Source organism: Agrococcus citreus (assembly GCF_039527715.1).
In the GTDB taxonomy this organism is placed as follows: domain Bacteria; phylum Actinomycetota; class Actinomycetes; order Actinomycetales; family Microbacteriaceae; genus Agrococcus; species Agrococcus citreus.
In genome coordinates this window covers 881945-897396 of record NZ_BAAAKK010000001.1, presented here as the reverse complement: position 1 = coordinate 897396, position 15452 = coordinate 881945, and the positions used below count along the sequence as shown (strand labels likewise).

Annotated in this window: 14 protein-coding genes; 8 read left to right on the top strand and 6 right to left on the bottom strand. The window is 72.1% G+C overall.

What is annotated here, in order from left to right; all coding sequences use genetic code 11:
- Window positions 1-144: 144 nt before the first annotated feature.
- On the bottom strand, window positions 145-1068 hold the full coding sequence (locus tag ABD106_RS04400; RefSeq protein WP_343917676.1) for a ParA family protein: 924 nt from the start codon (window positions 1066-1068) through the stop codon (window positions 145-147).
- A gap of 65 nt (window positions 1069-1133) precedes the next feature.
- Between ABD106_RS04400 and ABD106_RS04395 the strand changes: the two genes are divergently transcribed.
- Both ABD106_RS04395 and ABD106_RS04390 read left to right on the top strand, forming a co-directional pair.
- On the top strand, window positions 1134-4538 hold the full coding sequence (locus ABD106_RS04395) for a pyruvate carboxylase (protein ID WP_343917674.1): 3405 nt from the start codon (window positions 1134-1136) through the stop codon (window positions 4536-4538).
- Complete coding sequence (locus ABD106_RS04390) at window positions 4535-5026, top strand: peptide deformylase (protein ID WP_343917672.1); 492 nt, start codon at window positions 4535-4537, stop codon at window positions 5024-5026. The genes ABD106_RS04395 and ABD106_RS04390 overlap by 4 nt, the downstream gene beginning before the upstream one ends.
- 6 nt (window positions 5027-5032) lie before the next feature.
- Here the strand turns inward: ABD106_RS04390 and ABD106_RS04385 are convergent, their stop codons facing one another.
- Window positions 5033-5869, bottom strand: a complete 837-nt coding sequence (locus ABD106_RS04385; protein ID WP_343917670.1) for a class I SAM-dependent methyltransferase — start codon at window positions 5867-5869, stop codon at window positions 5033-5035.
- Between the two features lie 36 nt (window positions 5870-5905).
- Window positions 5906-7774, bottom strand: a complete 1869-nt coding sequence (locus ABD106_RS04380) for an AMP-dependent synthetase/ligase (protein WP_425545710.1) — start codon at window positions 7772-7774, stop codon at window positions 5906-5908.
- Window positions 7775-7866: 92 nt separating this feature from the next.
- Between ABD106_RS04380 and ABD106_RS04375 the strand changes: the two genes are divergently transcribed.
- Both ABD106_RS04375 and ABD106_RS04370 read left to right on the top strand, forming a co-directional pair.
- Window positions 7867-8592, top strand: a complete 726-nt coding sequence (locus ABD106_RS04375) for a lysophospholipid acyltransferase family protein (RefSeq protein ID WP_343917666.1) — start codon at window positions 7867-7869, stop codon at window positions 8590-8592.
- Between the two features lie 44 nt (window positions 8593-8636).
- A complete protein-coding gene (locus ABD106_RS04370) occupies window positions 8637-10019 on the top strand; it encodes a class II 3-deoxy-7-phosphoheptulonate synthase (protein WP_343917664.1) in 1383 nt (460 codons plus the stop codon).
- A gap of 8 nt (window positions 10020-10027) precedes the next feature.
- Here ABD106_RS04370 and pknB read toward each other — a convergent pair whose 3' ends face one another.
- The gene (gene pknB / locus ABD106_RS04365) at window positions 10028-11950 is read right to left on the bottom strand and encodes a Stk1 family PASTA domain-containing Ser/Thr kinase (RefSeq protein WP_343917662.1); all 1923 of its coding nucleotides are present in this window, start codon (window positions 11948-11950) and stop codon (window positions 10028-10030) included.
- Between the two features lie 66 nt (window positions 11951-12016).
- On the opposite strand from pknB, the gene ABD106_RS04360 reads away from it, so the two are divergent.
- Complete coding sequence (locus ABD106_RS04360; protein WP_343917660.1) at window positions 12017-12349, top strand: Rv2175c family DNA-binding protein; 333 nt, start codon at window positions 12017-12019, stop codon at window positions 12347-12349.
- Here the strand turns inward: ABD106_RS04360 and ABD106_RS04355 are convergent.
- Together ABD106_RS04355 and ABD106_RS04350 are read right to left on the bottom strand one after the other, a co-directional pair.
- Window positions 12346-12726 (bottom strand): HNH endonuclease, encoded by a 381-nt coding sequence (locus ABD106_RS04355; RefSeq protein ID WP_343917658.1) that lies wholly within the window; start codon window positions 12724-12726, stop codon window positions 12346-12348. The genes ABD106_RS04360 and ABD106_RS04355 overlap by 4 nt on opposite strands.
- A 4-nt stretch (window positions 12727-12730) precedes the next feature.
- Window positions 12731-13843 carry a polyprenyl synthetase family protein gene (locus ABD106_RS04350; protein ID WP_343917656.1) on the bottom strand — a complete coding sequence of 371 codons (1113 nt, stop codon included), beginning with the start codon at window positions 13841-13843 and terminating at the stop codon, window positions 12731-12733.
- Between the two features lie 71 nt (window positions 13844-13914).
- Here ABD106_RS04350 and ABD106_RS04345 point away from each other — a divergent pair, with 71 nt between their 5' ends.
- From ABD106_RS04345 to mraW, 3 genes are all read left to right on the top strand, one after another.
- A complete protein-coding gene (locus tag ABD106_RS04345) occupies window positions 13915-14295 on the top strand; it encodes a DUF3040 domain-containing protein (protein ID WP_343917654.1) in 381 nt (126 codons plus the stop codon).
- Window positions 14296-14593: 298 nt separating this feature from the next.
- Entirely contained in the window at window positions 14594-15025 is a 432-nt protein-coding gene (gene mraZ / locus ABD106_RS04340) for a division/cell wall cluster transcriptional repressor MraZ (RefSeq protein WP_343917652.1), read from the top strand.
- A 97-nt stretch (window positions 15026-15122) separates the two neighbouring features.
- Window positions 15123-15452: 16S rRNA (cytosine(1402)-N(4))-methyltransferase (gene mraW, locus ABD106_RS04335; RefSeq protein WP_343917650.1), on the top strand; the 330-nt coding region annotated here is incomplete at its 3' end.

The following is a 15452-nucleotide window of genomic DNA, read 5'->3' as shown; positions in this document are numbered from 1 at the left end:
GGCGCCACTCAGGTGGGGGAGGCGCCACTCACGCGCGGGAGGCGCCACTCACATCCCGGAGTGACCACTCACGTGCGGGAGTGACCACTCAGGTGCGGGCGTGACCACTCGCGGCGGCGCGGGTGCGGGAGGGGGAAGGCGCTGCTACTTGGTGGGCTCGGCGGCGGTCGCGTCGGGGTCGGCTGCCTCGGCGGCCGCGGCCTCCTCGAGCTCGGCAGCGGCGGTCGCGTCGACGGCGGCGGTCGGCGCGGGCACCTTGCGGCCCGAGGCAGCCTCGTCGCCCATGCGGCCCGACGCGGTCAGCACGGTCTGGAGCAGCTCGTCGAACTGCAGCGCCATCTCCTGCGCGCCCTCGCCGGGCCACACGTGCAGCGGCCGGGCAGCGCCCTGCGCCTGCTGCATCGACGTGCGCTCGGGCAGGATCGTCTCGAGCACGAGCGGCCCGAACATGTCCTTGAGCTCCTGGATGCGGTACTGGTGCTCGAGCGACTGCGGCCGTGCGCGGTTCACCACGATGCCGAGCGGCTGGAGGCGCGGGCTCAGGCCTCGGCGGATCTCCTCGATCGCGCGGAGCGCGCGGTCGGCGGCGGCGACGGAGAACAGGCCGGGCTCCGTCACGACGAGCACGCGGTCGGACGCTGCCCACGCGGTGCGGGTGAGCGCATTGAGCGACGGAGCGCAGTCGACGAGCACGAGGTCGTAGTCGTTCTCGACGGTCGTGAGCGCCGTCTCGAGCTTCCAGATGTCCTTGATGGTCGGATGCGGTCCGTCGAAGTTGATCGCGGAGGGCGAGCCGATGAGGACGTCGATCGTGCCGCCGTGCCCCTGCGTCCAGCCGGAGGGCGAGATCGCCTGCTGGACGACCTTGTCCTTGGGGTTCGCGAGCACGTCGGCGACGTTGAGGCGGCCCTCGATCTCGATGTCCATGCCGGTCGAGGCATCGGACTGCGGATCGAGGTCGACCACGAGCGTTCGGAGGCCCTTGGCGAAGGCGGCGGAGGCGAGACCGAGCGTCACGGTCGTCTTGCCGACACCGCCTTTGAGGGAGCTGATCGAGAGTACGTGCACGGCGGCCAAGCCTAGCGGCACTAGATTGGAAAGCCCGCGTCGCCGCACTGTTCGGAGGAATCCGCATGTTCTCGAAGCTGCTTGTCGCCAATCGAGGCGAGATCGCGATCCGTGCCTTCCGCGCCGCGAACGAGCTGGGCGTGCGCACCGTCGCGGTGTACGCACACGAGGACCGCAACTCCCTCCACTGCCAGAAGGCCGACGAGGCGTACCAGATCGGCGAGCCGGGCCGACCGGTGCGCGCCTACCTGACGGTGAGCGAGATCATCCGCGTCGCCAAGGACGCCGGCGCCGACGCCATCTACCCGGGCTACGGCTTCCTGAGCGAGAACCCCGAGCTCGCGACCGCCGCCGCCGAGGCGGGCATCACGTTCGTCGGCCCCGGACCCTCGGTGCTCGCGATGGCGGGCAACAAGGTCACCGCGAAGGAGCACGCGATCGCCGCGGGCGTGCCCGTGCTCGCCTCGACCCCCGCCACCACCGACCTCGACGCGCTCATCGCCGGCGCCGACGAGCTCGGCTTCCCGGTCTTCTGCAAGGCCGTCGCGGGAGGCGGCGGCCGAGGGATGCGGCTCGTCGAGCGCCGCGAGGACCTCCCGGGCGCGCTCGAGGCCGCCATGCGCGAGGCCGACAGCGCGTTCGGCGACGCGACCATGTTCATCGAGCAGGCCGTCGTGCGCCCGCGCCACATCGAGGTGCAGATCCTCGCCGACGCCTCGGGCGAGACGGTGCACCTGTTCGAGCGCGACTGCTCGGTGCAGCGCCGCCACCAGAAGGTCGTCGAGCTCGCGCCCGCCCCGAACCTCTCGCAGGAGCAGCGCGACGCGCTCTACCGCGACGCCGTCGCCTTCGCGCGCTCGATCGGCTACGTCAACGCCGGCACCGTCGAGTTCCTGCTCGACACCGCAGGGGAGCGCGCCGGCCAGCACGTGTTCATCGAGATGAACCCGCGCATCCAGGTCGAGCACACGGTGACCGAGGAGATCACCGACGTCGACCTCGTCGCGAGCCAGATCCGCATCGCCGCGGGCGAGTCGCTCGCCGACCTGGGGCTCACGCAGGGCGAGATCCGGATGCACGGCGCGGCCCTGCAGTGCCGCGTCACGACCGAGAACCCCGCCGACGGCTTCCGCCCCGACACCGGCCGCATCACCGCGTACCGCTCGCCGGGCGGCGCGGGCGTGCGCCTCGACGGCGGCACGATCAACCCGGGCACCGAGGTCAGCCCCCACTTCGACTCGATGCTCGCGAAGGTCACGTGCCGCGGCCGCGACCTCGATACGGCCATCCGGCGCGCGCACCGCGCGGTGAGCGAGTTCCGCATCCGCGGCGTCGCCACGAACATCCCGTTCCTGCTCAACCTGCTCGACAGCGACGACTTCCGCTCGGGCGACGTGTCGACGCACTTCATCGACGAGCACCCCGAGCTCACGCGCATCAACCCGCCGAAGGACCGCGCGTCGAAGGTGCTCGCGTGGCTCGCCGACGTGACCGTCAACCAGCCGAACGGCGAGGCCGTCGACGTCATCAACCCGGCCATCAAGCTGCCCGAGATCGACCTCGAGGCGCCCGCACCCGACGGCGAGCGGCAGCGGCTGCAGGAGCTCGGCCCGGCCGGCTGGGCGAAGGCGCTGCGCGAGCGCACCTCGCTCGCGGTCACCGAGACGACGTTCCGCGACGCGCACCAGTCGCTGCTCGCGACGCGCGTGCGCACCGCCGACCTCGTCGCCGTCGCGCCGCACGTCGCCCGCATGACGCCGCAGCTGCTCTCGATGGAGGCGTGGGGCGGCGCGACCTACGACGTCGCGCTGCGCTTCCTCGGCGAGGACCCGTGGGAGCGGCTCGCGGGCATCCGCGAGAGCATGCCGAACATCCCGCTGCAGATGCTGCTGCGCGGCCGCAACACCGTCGGCTACACCCCGTACCCGACCGAGGTGACGGAGGCGTTCGTCGAAGAGGCAGCCGCGACCGGCATCGACGTGTTCCGCATCTTCGACGCGCTCAACGACGTCGACCAGATGCGGCCCGCGATCGACGCGGTGCTCGCGACCGGCACGACGGTCGCCGAGGTGGCGCTGTGCTACTCGGGCGACCTGCTCGACCCGGCCGAGGACCTCTACACGCTCGACTACTACCTCGCGCTCGCCGAGCGCATCGTCGACGCGGGGGCGCACGTGCTCGCGATCAAGGACATGGCGGGACTGCTGCGCGCCGGTGCGGCGTCGAAGCTCGTCGCGGCGCTCCGAGAGCGCTTCGACGTGCCGGTGCACCTCCACACGCACGACACGGCCGGCGGCCAGCTCGCGACGCTGCTCGCCGCATCCGCAGCCGGCGTCGACGCGGTCGACGTCGCGAGCGCCCCGATGGCCGGCACGACGAGCCAGCCGTCGCTCTCGGCGCTCATCGCGGCCGTCGCGCACACCGATCGCGACACGGGCATCTCGCTCGACGCGGCGAGCGACCTCGAGCCCTACTGGGAGGCGGTCCGCCGCCTCTACAAGCCGTTCGAGTCGGGACTGCCGGGCCCGACCGGCCGCGTCTACCGCCACGAGATCCCGGGCGGGCAGCTCTCGAACCTGCGCCAGCAGGCGATCGCGCTCGGCCTCGCCGACGACTTCGAGAAGATCGAGGACTGGTACGCCGCCGCCTCGCGCATCCTCGGCCGTCCCACGAAGGTGACGCCGTCGTCGAAGGTCGTCGGCGACCTCGCGCTGCAGCTCGTCGCGCAGGGCGTCGACCCCGACGACTTCGAGCGCGACCCGCGCAAGTACGACATCCCCGACTCCGTCATCGGGTTCATGGCCGGCGAGCTCGGCGACCTGCCGGGCGGCTGGCCCGAGCCGTTCCGCTCGAAGGTGCTCGAGGGCCGCGACGTCGACATCTCGGTCACGCCGCTCACGACCGAGCAGCTCGACCGGCTGCGCGAGCCCGGCGCCGACCGTCAGGACGCGCTCAACGAGCTGCTCTTCGCCGGCCCCACCGCCGCGTTCAAGGAGGTCCGCGAGCAGTACGGCGACCTCTCGGTCGTCGACACGATCGACTACCTCTACGGCATGCAGCACGGCGAGGAGCACCAGGTCGGCATCGGCCGCGGCGTCACCCTCAACGTCGAGCTCGAGGCGGTCGGCGAGCCCGACGACGACGGGATCGTCACCGTCATGACGGTCCTCAACGGCCAGCTGCGCCCCGTCTACGTGCGCGACCGCTCCGTGACGGTCGACAAGCAGAAGGCGGAGAAGGCGGATGCGTCGGCACCCGGCCACGTCGCCGCCCCGTTCGCGGGCGCGGTGACGGTGAAGGTCGCCGAGGGTGACACGGTCGCCGCGGGCGACCCGATCGCGACGATCGAGGCGATGAAGATGGAGGCCGCGATCACCACCTCCATCGCGGGCACGATCGAGCGCATGGCGCTCACGGGCACGACGCCGGTCGAGGCCGGCGACCTCATCGCGGTGGTGCGCCCGGCATGAGCGTGCGAGAGATCCGTGTCTTCGGCGACCCGGTGCTGCGCGAGCGCGCCGCGCAGGTCGACCCCGGCGCGCCCGCGACCGCCGCGCTCGTGCAGGACCTGCTCGACACCGTGCGGCTGCCGGGTCGCGCGGGCGTCGCCGCCAACCAGATCGGCGTCGCGAAGGCGGCCTTCTCCTACAACGTCGACGGGCAGGTCGGCTACGTGCTCAACCCGCGCATCGTCGAGGTGCGCGGCGAGCCCGAGCTCGTCGACGAGGGCTGCCTGTCGGTGCCCGAGCTCGGCTTCCCCACGCCGCGGCACCCGTTCGCGCGCGTCGAGGGCGTCGACCTCGACGGCGCGGAGGTCGTGCTCGAGGGGGAGGGTCTCATGGCGCAGCTGCTGCAGCACGAGATGGGCCACCTCGACGGCAGGCTCTACCTGCAGGCGCTCGACAAGGAGATGCGCAGCGTCGCGATGGCCGAGGTGCGGAAGGCCCCCTGGTACTGAACCGCGTCAGTCGCGCTTCTCGAGCGTGAAGATGCCGTAGCGCATCGCGCCCGTGCGGTAGGCGGCGATGAGTCGGGGGAACGACAGCGCGAACACGCGGTTGCGCGCCGGGAGGGCGATGCGGCGGATGTCGCGGTCGGTCACGAGCGCGCGCGCGAGCCGGCGGGCGCAGATCGTCCACGTGCGCGCCACGCGGCGGCTGACGTCCTCGAAGCCGACGACCTCGAAGCCGGCCGCGCGCGCCATCGCCTCGTACTCCTCGCGCGTGCCCATCGAGGGCAGGCGGCCCTCGCGGCAGATCGGCTCGAGCAGGTGCCGCACCTTCCAGCCGGTCGCGCCCGTCTCGGCGAGCCACGCGCAGACGACGAGGCGGCCGCCGGGCGCGAGCACGCGATGCGCCTGGTCGAAGAACGCCTGCTTGTCGACCATGTGCTCGCTCGACTCGATCGACCAGGCCGCGTCGACCGACGCATCCGCGAGATCGTTCTCGAGCCAGTCGCCGACGCGGATGTCGACGCCGTCGACCGGGTGCGCCGCCGCGTACGCGGCCTGCTCGGCCGAGAGCGTGAACCCGGTCACCCGAGCGCCGCGCGTGGTCGCGAGCCGGCGCGCGGTGCCGCCGTAGCCGCAGCCGATGTCGGCGGCGTGCTGCCCGGGCTCGAGGCGCAAGCGGTCGCCGACCGTGTCGACGAGCGCCTCCACCGCCTGGTCGGGCGACTCGCGCCCCGTCGTCCACAGGCCGTGGTGGACGTGCTCGCCCCACACCCGCCGGTAGATGAGGTCGAGCTCGTCGTAGTGGTCGGCGACCGCCGCGGTGCTCTGCGGCGCGTTCGGGACGATCATGCGAGCGGCCGACCCATCACCGAGAGCACCGGCGGCTCACTCGCCGACGTCGTGCGCCGTGGAGTTCGACGCGTAGATGTCGTCGATCTGCGGCTTGAAGTCGTTCATGATGTTGTGGCGCTTGATCGACATCTTCGGCGTCAGGTAGCCCGACGCCTCGACGAACTCGATCGGCAGGATCGCGAACTTGCGCACCGACTCGGCGCGCGAGACGAGCCGGTTCGCGCGCTGGATCGCGCCGCGCACCTCCTCGACGACCGCGGGATGCGCGGCGGCCTGCTCGAGCGACATCGACTTGTCGTGGCCGTGGTTCTCGAGCCAGGTGGCGAGCATCTCGGCGTCGAGCGTGATGAGCGCGGCGACGAACGGCTTCTGGTCGCCCACGATGACCGGCTGCCCGATGATCGTGTTCGAGCGGATCGGGTCCTCGAGCGTGTTCGGCGCGACGTTCTTGCCCGCGGCGGTGACGATGAGCTCCTTCTTGCGGCCCGTGATGGTGAGGTAGCCGTCGGCGTCGAGCGAGCCGATGTCGCCGGTGTGGAACCAGCCGTCCTCGGTGAACGCCTCCTGCGTCGCCTGCTCGTTCTGCCAGTAGCCGGCGAACACGGCGACGCCCTTGCCGAGCACCTCGCCGTCGGGGGCGATCTTCACGCCGTTGCCGGGCAGCGCCGGTCCGACCGTGCCGATCTTGAACCGGTCGGGGAGGCCCACGGTGAGCGGCGCGGTGGTCTCGGTGAGGCCGTAGCCCTCGAGGATGCGGATGCCGAGCGAGCGGTAGAAGTGCGCGAGGAACGTCGACAGCGGGGCGGAGCCCGAGACGGCGTACTTAACCCGCCCGCCCATCGCGGTGCGGAGCTTGTTGAGCACGAGGCGGTCGAAGAGCGCGAACTGCAGCTTGAGGGGGAGCGGCACGTGACCGGCGTCGAGCGCCTTCGAGTGCGCGACGGCGACCTGGGCGGCGCGGCGGAAGATCTTGCCCTTGCCGCCGGCCTCGGCCTTCTGCTCGCTCGCGTTGTAGACCTTCTCGAACACGCGCGGCACGGCGAGGAAGAAGGTGGGGCGGAAGGAGCCGAGCGATGCGAGCAGCTTCTTCGTGTCGGACTGGTGGCCGACGCGCACCGTCGAGGCGATCGCGAGCACCGAGATGAAGCGGGCGAACACGTGCGCCTGCGTCACGAACAGCAGCGTCGACGTGCCGGGGCCGACGACATCCTTCATGACGACGCGGGCGTTGCGGCACAGCTCGACGAAGTTCGAGTGCGTGATCATCGTGCCCTTGGGGCGGCCGGTCGAGCCCGAGGTGTAGATGAGCGTCGCGATGTCGCTGCCGACGGCGAGCGAGCGGCGGCGCTCGATCTCGTCGTCGGGCACATCCTTGCCCTGCTCGACGAGCCGGTCGAGGTCGCCGCGGTCGATGCGCCAGACGTCGGTGATCGCGGGCAGGTCGCCGTGCGCCTCGTCGAAGCGCGACACGAGGTCGGCGTCCTCGAGGATGACCCGGGTCGCGCCGCCGTCGGAGAGGATCCACTGGATCTGCGACGGGGCCGACGTCTCGTACACGGGCACCATGCGGGCGCCGGCGTACCAGAGCGCGAAGTCGACGAGCGAGAACTCGTAGCGCACCTTGCACATGAAGCCGACGGAGTCGCCCGGCTGCACGCCCGCCGCGACGAGGCCCTTCGCGAGCGCGATCACCTGGCGGTGGAACTCGCGCGTCGAGATGTCGCGCCAGCCCTCGCCCTCGGGCACCGCGAACAGCGGCGCATCGGGGTGGTTGAGCAGCGTCTCCTCGAGGAGGTCCGTGACGTTCGCCTCCGGGTCCGCGGGGACGACGGGCGGCGTGACGCCCTCGGGGACGGTGAGCTGTGGCACTGGGACTCCTTCGGCTGTCGTGCTTTTCCTCATCATATGGTCGCGCGTGCCGGGGCCTCGCACGTCCGCCGCATGTCTGTGCGGCACGCACGACTGCCCTAGGCTCGAGGCCTCTGGGAGGTGCGATGTTCTACTGGCTGATGCGGCACTGGGTGGTCGGGCCGTACATGACGCGCGTCTTCCGGCCGTGGGTCGTGGGCGTCGACAACATCCCCCAGCAGGGCGGGGCGATCATCGCCGGCAACCACCTCTCGGTGATCGACTCCTTCCTCATGCCGCTCGTCATCGACCGCCGCGTCTACTTCCTCGCGAAGTCCGACTACTTCAACGGCAAGGGCCTCAAGGGCCGGCTCATGCGGTGGTTCTTCCTCGCGGTCGGCCAGCTGCCGATGGACCGCTCGGGCGGCGAGAAGAGCTCGCAGAGCCTCGACGCCGCGCTGCAGAAGCTGCAGGACGGCGGGCTGATCGGCATCTACCCCGAGGGCACGCGCAGCCCGGACGGCAAGCTCTACCGCGGTCGTACCGGCGTCGCGCGCATGGTGCTCGACGCGCGCGTGCCGGTCGTGCCGTGCGTCATGGTCGACACCGAGAAGATCATGCCCATCGGCCGGCGGCTCCCGAAGGTCGGCCGCATCGGGATCATCTTCGGCGAGCCGCTCGACTTCTCGCGCTACTACAACCTCGAGGGCGACCGCTTCGTGCTGCGGTCCATCACCGACGAGATCATGGTCGCGCTCAACCGCATCTCCGACCAGGAGTACATCGACGTCTACGCGTCGAGCGTGAAGTCGCGGGTCGAGGCGGAGCGCCGGGCGCTCGCCGCGAACCGCGGCGGCCGACCCGCTCGGTAGACTGATCCGTGGCGCGCACCGCGCCGCTGGAAGCGAAGGCGAGCATGACTGACACGATCGCGATCCCCGACGCCGACGAGCGCGGCTCCATCGAGCAGGGCCTCGACGCGTATCGCGCGCTGCCGGTCAAGCAGCAGCCCGCGTGGCCCGACGAGGACGCCGTCGAGCAGGTGCGCCGCGAGCTGCGCAGCGCCCCGCCGCTCGTCTTCGCCGGCGAGGTCGACATGCTGCGCGATCGGCTCGCCGCCGCCGCGCAGGGCCGGGCGTTCCTGCTGCAGGGCGGCGACTGCGCCGAGACCTTCGCGGGCGCCACGGCCGACAACATCCGCAACCGCGTGAAGACGATCCTGCAGATGGCGGTCGTGCTCACGTACGGCTCCGCGATGCCGGTCGTGAAGATGGGTCGCATGGCCGGGCAGTTCGCCAAGCCGCGCTCGAGCGACGCCGAGACCCGCGGCGACCTGACGCTGCCGGCCTACCGCGGCGACATCGTCAACGGCTACGACTTCACGCTCGAGTCGCGCACGGCCGACCCGCAGCGGATGCTGCGCGGTTACCACATGGCCGCATCGACGCTCAACCTCGTGCGCGCCTTCACGCAGGGTGGCTTCGCCGACCTGCGCCAGGTGCACTCGTGGAACAAGGGCTTCGCGCAGAACCCGTCGTTCGCGCGCTACGAGGCGCTCGCCGGCGAGATCGACCGCGCCGTGCGCTTCATGGAGGCCGCGGGCGCGAACTTCGACGAGCTGCGCGGCGTCGAGTTCTTCACGGGCCACGAGGGCCTGCTGATGGACTACGAGCGCGCCATGACGCGCATCGACTCGCGCACGGGCCTCGCCTACAACACCTCGAGCCACTTCCAGTGGATCGGCGAGCGCACGCGCGAGATCGACGGCGCGCACGTCGACTTCTTCTCACGGGTGCGCAACCCCATCGGCGTGAAGCTGGGCCCATCGACGACCGCCGCCGACATGGAGGCGCTCGTCGACCGGCTCGACCCCGAGCGCGAGCCCGGCCGCATCACGTTCATCACCCGGATGGGCGCCGGTCGCATCCGCGACGCCCTGCCGCCGCTGCTCGAGGCCTCGAAGTCGCTCGAGTCGACGCCGCTGTGGGTCACCGACCCGATGCACGGCAACGGCATCACGACGAAGAACGGCTACAAGTCGCGCCGCTTCGACGACGTGGTCGACGAGGTGCGCGGCTTCTTCGAGGCGCACCGAGCGGTCGGGACGTTCCCGGGCGGCATCCACGTCGAGCTCACGGGCGACGACGTCACCGAGTGCCTCGGCGGCTCGGAGGAGATCGACGAGCTCGGCCTCGAGTCGCGCTACGAGTCGCTGTGCGACCCGCGGCTCAACCACATGCAGTCGCTCGAGCTCGCGTTCCTCGTCGCCGAGGAGCTGCGCGCCGCCCAGCGCCCCTAGGGGCTCCGTCAGTAGGTGGCGTCGATCACGACCGTCGTGCCCTCGACGACCGGTCCGGGCGCGCCCGGGTCCTGCGAGAGGATCGCCGCGAGCGCCTGGAGCGGCTCCGGCACGTTCGTGCGCAGGTCGGGCACGAGGCCCGCGTCGCGGATCGCCTGCACGGCGTCCGGGATGGTCATGCCCACGACGTCCGGCACGTCGACCATGACCGGTCCGAGCGAGACGACGCCCGAGATCGAGTCCCCTCGCCGCAGCTGCCGGTCGGTGGGGATGGCGAGCGAGATGAGCCGCCCCTGCTCGACCTCGTCGGAGTGCTCCTGCGCCGAGAAGTCCACGACGAGCCCCGCCTGCTCGAGCGCCGCCTGCGCCTCGGCGGCGACCTGGCCGGCCTCGGCCGGCACGGGCCCGAGCGAGACCCGGAGGGCGATCGGGGTGCGCTCCTCGATCGCCTCGAGCTGCGACACGTCGGTGCCGTCGGGCGTGAACGCCGCGAGCACGGTGCCGGCCGTGGCGCCGTCGAAGACCGCGTCTGGCTCGCCGTCAGCGACCGTGAACTCGGCGGCCTCGATCGCGGCGCGCGCCTCGTCGACGGGCATCCCGGCGACGGCGGGCGGCGGCAGGCTGCGGCGGCCCGACGAGACGACGAGCTGCACGGCCTCGCCGTTCGCGAGCACGGTGCCCGCCCCCGGATCGGTGCGGAGCGCGTGGCCGGCCGGGGTGTCGTAGTCGGGCTCCGAGACGGTGCCGTCCACCTCGATGCCCTCGGCGGCGAGCAGCGCGAGCGCCGCCTCCTGCGTCTCGCCGGCCACGGACGGCACGGTCGCGCTGCCGCCCGGCCCGAGGTTGAACCACCAGCCGATGCCGGCAGCGACGAGCGCGCCGATGACCACGATCGCGAGCCACAGCATCCCGCGCCGTCGGCGCACGGTGACGCGCCGCGCGAGCGCGGTGGTCGCGACCCCGTCGCCGGCGTCGTGCACGACCTCGGGCTCGGCCAGCTGGCGGCGCCGCTGCGGCCGGGGCCGCTCGATGACGGTCGTCGAGCGGTCGTCCTCCGCGACGAACGGCATGACGGTGGTGGGGCTGTCGAGCCCGCGCTCGCGCACCGCGTGCAGCTCGGCGAGCATCTCCGAGGCATCGGAGGGCCGCAGGTTGGGGTCGCGCTGCGTCGCCCAGTGCACGAGCGAGTCGAGCGCCTCCGGCACGCCGTTCGCGACGCTCGACGGCAGCGGCACCTGCTCGTTCGCGTGCTGGAAGGCGATCTGCATCGGCTCGTCGCCGACGAACGGCTGCTGGCCCGTGAGCATCTCGAAGAGCATGATGCCCACCGCGTAGATGTCGCTGCGCGCGTCGGCGAGGCCGCGGGTGACGAGCTCGGGGGAGAGGTAGGCGATCGTGCCGAGCAGCGCCTTGCCGGTCGCGGTGTTCTGGGTCGCCGCGCGCGCGAGGCCGAAGTCGCCGATCTTGATGCGGCCGTCGTGCGCGAGCAGGATGTTCTCGGGCTTGAGGTCGCGGTGCACGATGCCCGCGCGATGCGCGGCGGCGAGGCCCGCGAGGATCGCCTCGAGCACGTCGAGCGACTGCTCGGAGGTGATGCGGCCGCGCTCCGCGAGCAGGTCGCGGAGCGTGATCGACGGCACGAGCTCCATCACGAGCCACGCGAGCCCGTCGTCCTCGCCCTGGTCGTAGGTGTTGACGACGTTCGGATGCGCGAGCCGCGCCGCCGCCTTCGCCTCCTGGATGAAGCGCTCGCGGAAGTGCTCGTCGTCGCCGAGGTGCGGGTGCATGACCTTGACGGCGACCTTGCGGTCGAGCCGCAGGTCGAGCCCCTCGTACACGCTTGCCATGCCGCCGCGAGCGATCCGCTCGCCGACCGCGTACCGACGGTCGATCGTGCGTCCGATGACGGGATCGCGGGGGTCGACGGGCACGAAGGCGAGGATAGGCGGCGGACCGGCGCTTGCCGATGACCCACGCCGCAATGCCAGGATGGGAGCGTGACACACGACACCGCATGGCTCACCGTTCCCGACCTCGTGACCCTGCTCGGTCAGCCGGTCGGCCGCATCCACCGCCTCATCGAGGAGCACCGCCTCCCCGCCACCCGCCGCAACGGCACGCTGCAGGTGCCCGCGCTGTGCGTGCGCGACGGCGAGCCCCTCAGCGAGCTGCGGGGCACGCTGCTCGTGCTCCACGACCTCGGCGTCACCGAGGACGAGGCGATCGACTGGCTGCTCGCGGAGGACGACTCGCTCGGGATGACGCCGATCGACGCGATGCGCGCCGGCGGCAAGGCCTCGGTGCGGAAGGCCGCGCAGCTGCTCGGCTAGTCCGGCTCGTCCTCGCAGCGCAGGAGCGTCGGCAGGATCGTCGCGTGCCGGAGCAGGAACGCGCGCTCGTCGAGCCGCTTGCGCCGGAGCCACCCCGTGACCTCGCTGCTGTGCTTGCTCGCGTTGCACGACGGGCAGGCGGGGACCACGTTCTCGAGGGTGTAGCGCCCGCCGCGCGAGATCGGCATGACGCAGTCGCGCTGCAGCGCGACATCCGTCGCCCGGCAGTAGGCGCAGCCCTCCCACGCGGCGAGGAGGTCGGCCCACTGCTCCGCGGTGAGGTCGTTGTCGACGCGGGCGAGCCGCCCTTGCCGTCGCTTCGCGTAGCGGGCGCGGGCCGCGGGCTTCGCGCTCGGGAACCTGCGGCGAGCGGGCACGGCGTCAGCTGTCGCGCTTCGAGACCGTGTCGGCGAGCCGCTCGAGCTCGAGCACGGCGGAGCGCGAGAGCTCGCCCTCGTGCAGCGACTCGAGCGCCTCGCCGACGGCGCCGTCGATGAGCGCCTCGAGGCGCGCGGGCGCGTCGGACCGCCGGATCGCGTCCTGCAGGATCGCCACCTGGCGCTCGTCGAGCTCGCGGTCGCCGAGCAGCTCGTCGAGCATCGTCCGCACGCCGGGGGTGAGCCGCTGCCGCGCGATCTCGATGAGCACGGTGCGCTTGCCCTCGCGCAGGTCGTCGCCGGCGGGCTTGCCCGTCACGGCCGGGTCGCCGAAGACGCCGAGCAGGTCGTCGCGCATCTGGAACGCGACGCCCACCGGCAGCCCGTAGCCCGCGAGCGCGTCGAGCTGGCGGTCGCTCGCGCCCGCGAGCAGTGCGCCGAGCGTCAGCGGCGCCTCGACCGAGTACTTCGCCGACTTGTAGACGGCGACCGTGTGCGCTCGGTCGAGGAGCGCCGCGGGCTCCTGGCGGATCCACGCGGCCTCCTCGAGCACGTCGAGGTACTGCCCGAAGGTGACCTCCTCGCGCATCCGTCGGTATGCGTCGTGCACCGCGTCGCCGTGCGCCGCGCCGCGGCACGCGAGCAGCATGCGGTCGTCGGCCCAGTTGAGCAGCAGGTCGCCCGCGAGCAGCGCGGCGCTCGATCCCCACGAGGCGGCGTCGCCCACCCACTCGCCGTCGCGGTGCACGGCCTCGAGCGCTCGGTGCATCGCGGGCCTGCCCCTGCGAGTGTCGGATGCGTCGATGATGTCGTCGTGCACGAGCGCGGCGGCGTGGAAGAGCTCCATCGCCGTCGCGACGCCCACGACGTCAACCCACTCGGGGTCCTGCTCGGTGCCCGTCGTGTGCGGCGCACCCGGCCGGGACGCCGCGACGGCGTGCCATCCCCACAGCACGAACGAGCTGCGCACGCGCTTGCCGCCCGACACCATCTCGCGCACGAGCCGCATGAGCGGGGCCGCATCGGCCGAGATCTCGGTGAGGGCGCGCTCGCGCGCATCGAGGTACTGCTGGAGGGAGCCGTCGACGGCTCGGGAGAATCGCTGCTGGGCGGACACATCCCACATGCTATTGACAGCGGAGACGCGTAGACTGGCCATCCGCACCAGTCGAGCGAAGGGGGTGCGAGATGGGCCTCTCCGAGCACGAGCAGCGTTTGCTCGACGAGATGGAGCGCAATCTCTACAAGCACGAGGCTGACATCGTGAACACGTCGAGCGGTCCGCGGACCGTCGACTACACGAAGGTCGCGATCGGCGTGCTGGGCATCGCCGTCGGCCTGGTCCTCGTCGTCGTCGGCGTGCTGATGAAGCTCGCCGTCATCGGCGTCGCCGGGTTCGGCGTCGCGGTCGTGGGTGCGCTCTGGGCGCTGTCGGCCTCGAAGCCCGCGACCGGCGACGACGCCGCCGCGCAGGGACGGCCGGGCCAGGGACCGGCGGCTGCGAAGCAGGGTCCGGGCCTCATGGACCGGCTCGCCCAGGAGTGGGACGACCGCAACACGAGGGGCTAGGGCCAAGACTCCAGGGCTCAGCCCTCCACACACCTCCACGACGGGGCCAGCGCGATGCGCGCTGGCCCCTTTCGCGTGCCAGGGGCGCTGCCGGCCGCGCCGGGCCACGCCGTCGTGCCCGGACGGCGCGCGCGAGCCGCGAGCGGCGGGAAATCCCTCCACCGCCGATCCCCGCGGAATCTTGAGGAAGAGCCGCGATTCGCGGCGCGATTTCCGGCACGCGTGGCGGCTAGTGGAGTAGAGTGGAGGAAGTCGGCAGGAGTCGGCGGTTCTCGCAGGCCGGACGAGAGGGGGCGATGTGTTCCTCGGCACCCACACGCCCAAGCTCGACGACAAGGGCCGCGTCATCCTCCCCGCCCGCTTCCGGCAGGAGCTCGAGGGCGGCCTCGTGCTCACACGCGGCCAGGAGCGGTGCATCTACGTCTTCTCGATCCGCGAGTTCGAGCGGGTGCACGAGCAGATCCGGCAGGCGCCGCTCACCTCCGCGGGTGCCCGCGACTTCCTCCGCCTGTTCCTCTCGGGCGCGTCGAGCGAGCAGCCCGACAGCCAGCACCGGGTGACGATCCCCGCGAACCTCCGCGACTACGCGGGCCTCGGCCGCGACCTCACCGTCATCGGTGCGGGCAGCCGCGCCGAGATCTGGGACACGACGGCCTGGAACGAGTACTACGCGGCCAAGGAGGCCGACTTCGCGTCGACGACCGAGGAGGTGATCCCCGGCATCTTCTGACCTGGCCCGTGACCCCCAGCTGTCCGCCGCGCCGCACCTTCCCCGGTGGCGCGTCGAACGGATGGGGATCAGGGGCCGGGTCGGGATGGGACACGACATGGACGCATCCGCACTCCACACCCCGGTGATGCTCGCTCGCACGCTCGAGCTGCTCGCCCCCGCGATCGAGGCAGCCGCCGCTGCCGGGCGCGCGCCCGTCGTCGTCGACGGCACGCTCGGCATGGGCGGCCACACCGAGGCGCTGCTCGCCGCGCACTCCACGCTCGTCGTCGCCGGCATCGACCGCGACCCCGACGCCATCCGGCTCGCGGGCTCGCGCCTCGCGCGCTTCGGCGACCGCTTCCGGCCCGTCCAGGCGACCTACGACCGCATCGACCTCGCCGTCGAGGCCGCCGGCCCCCACGCCCCCGACGGCATCCTGCTCGAC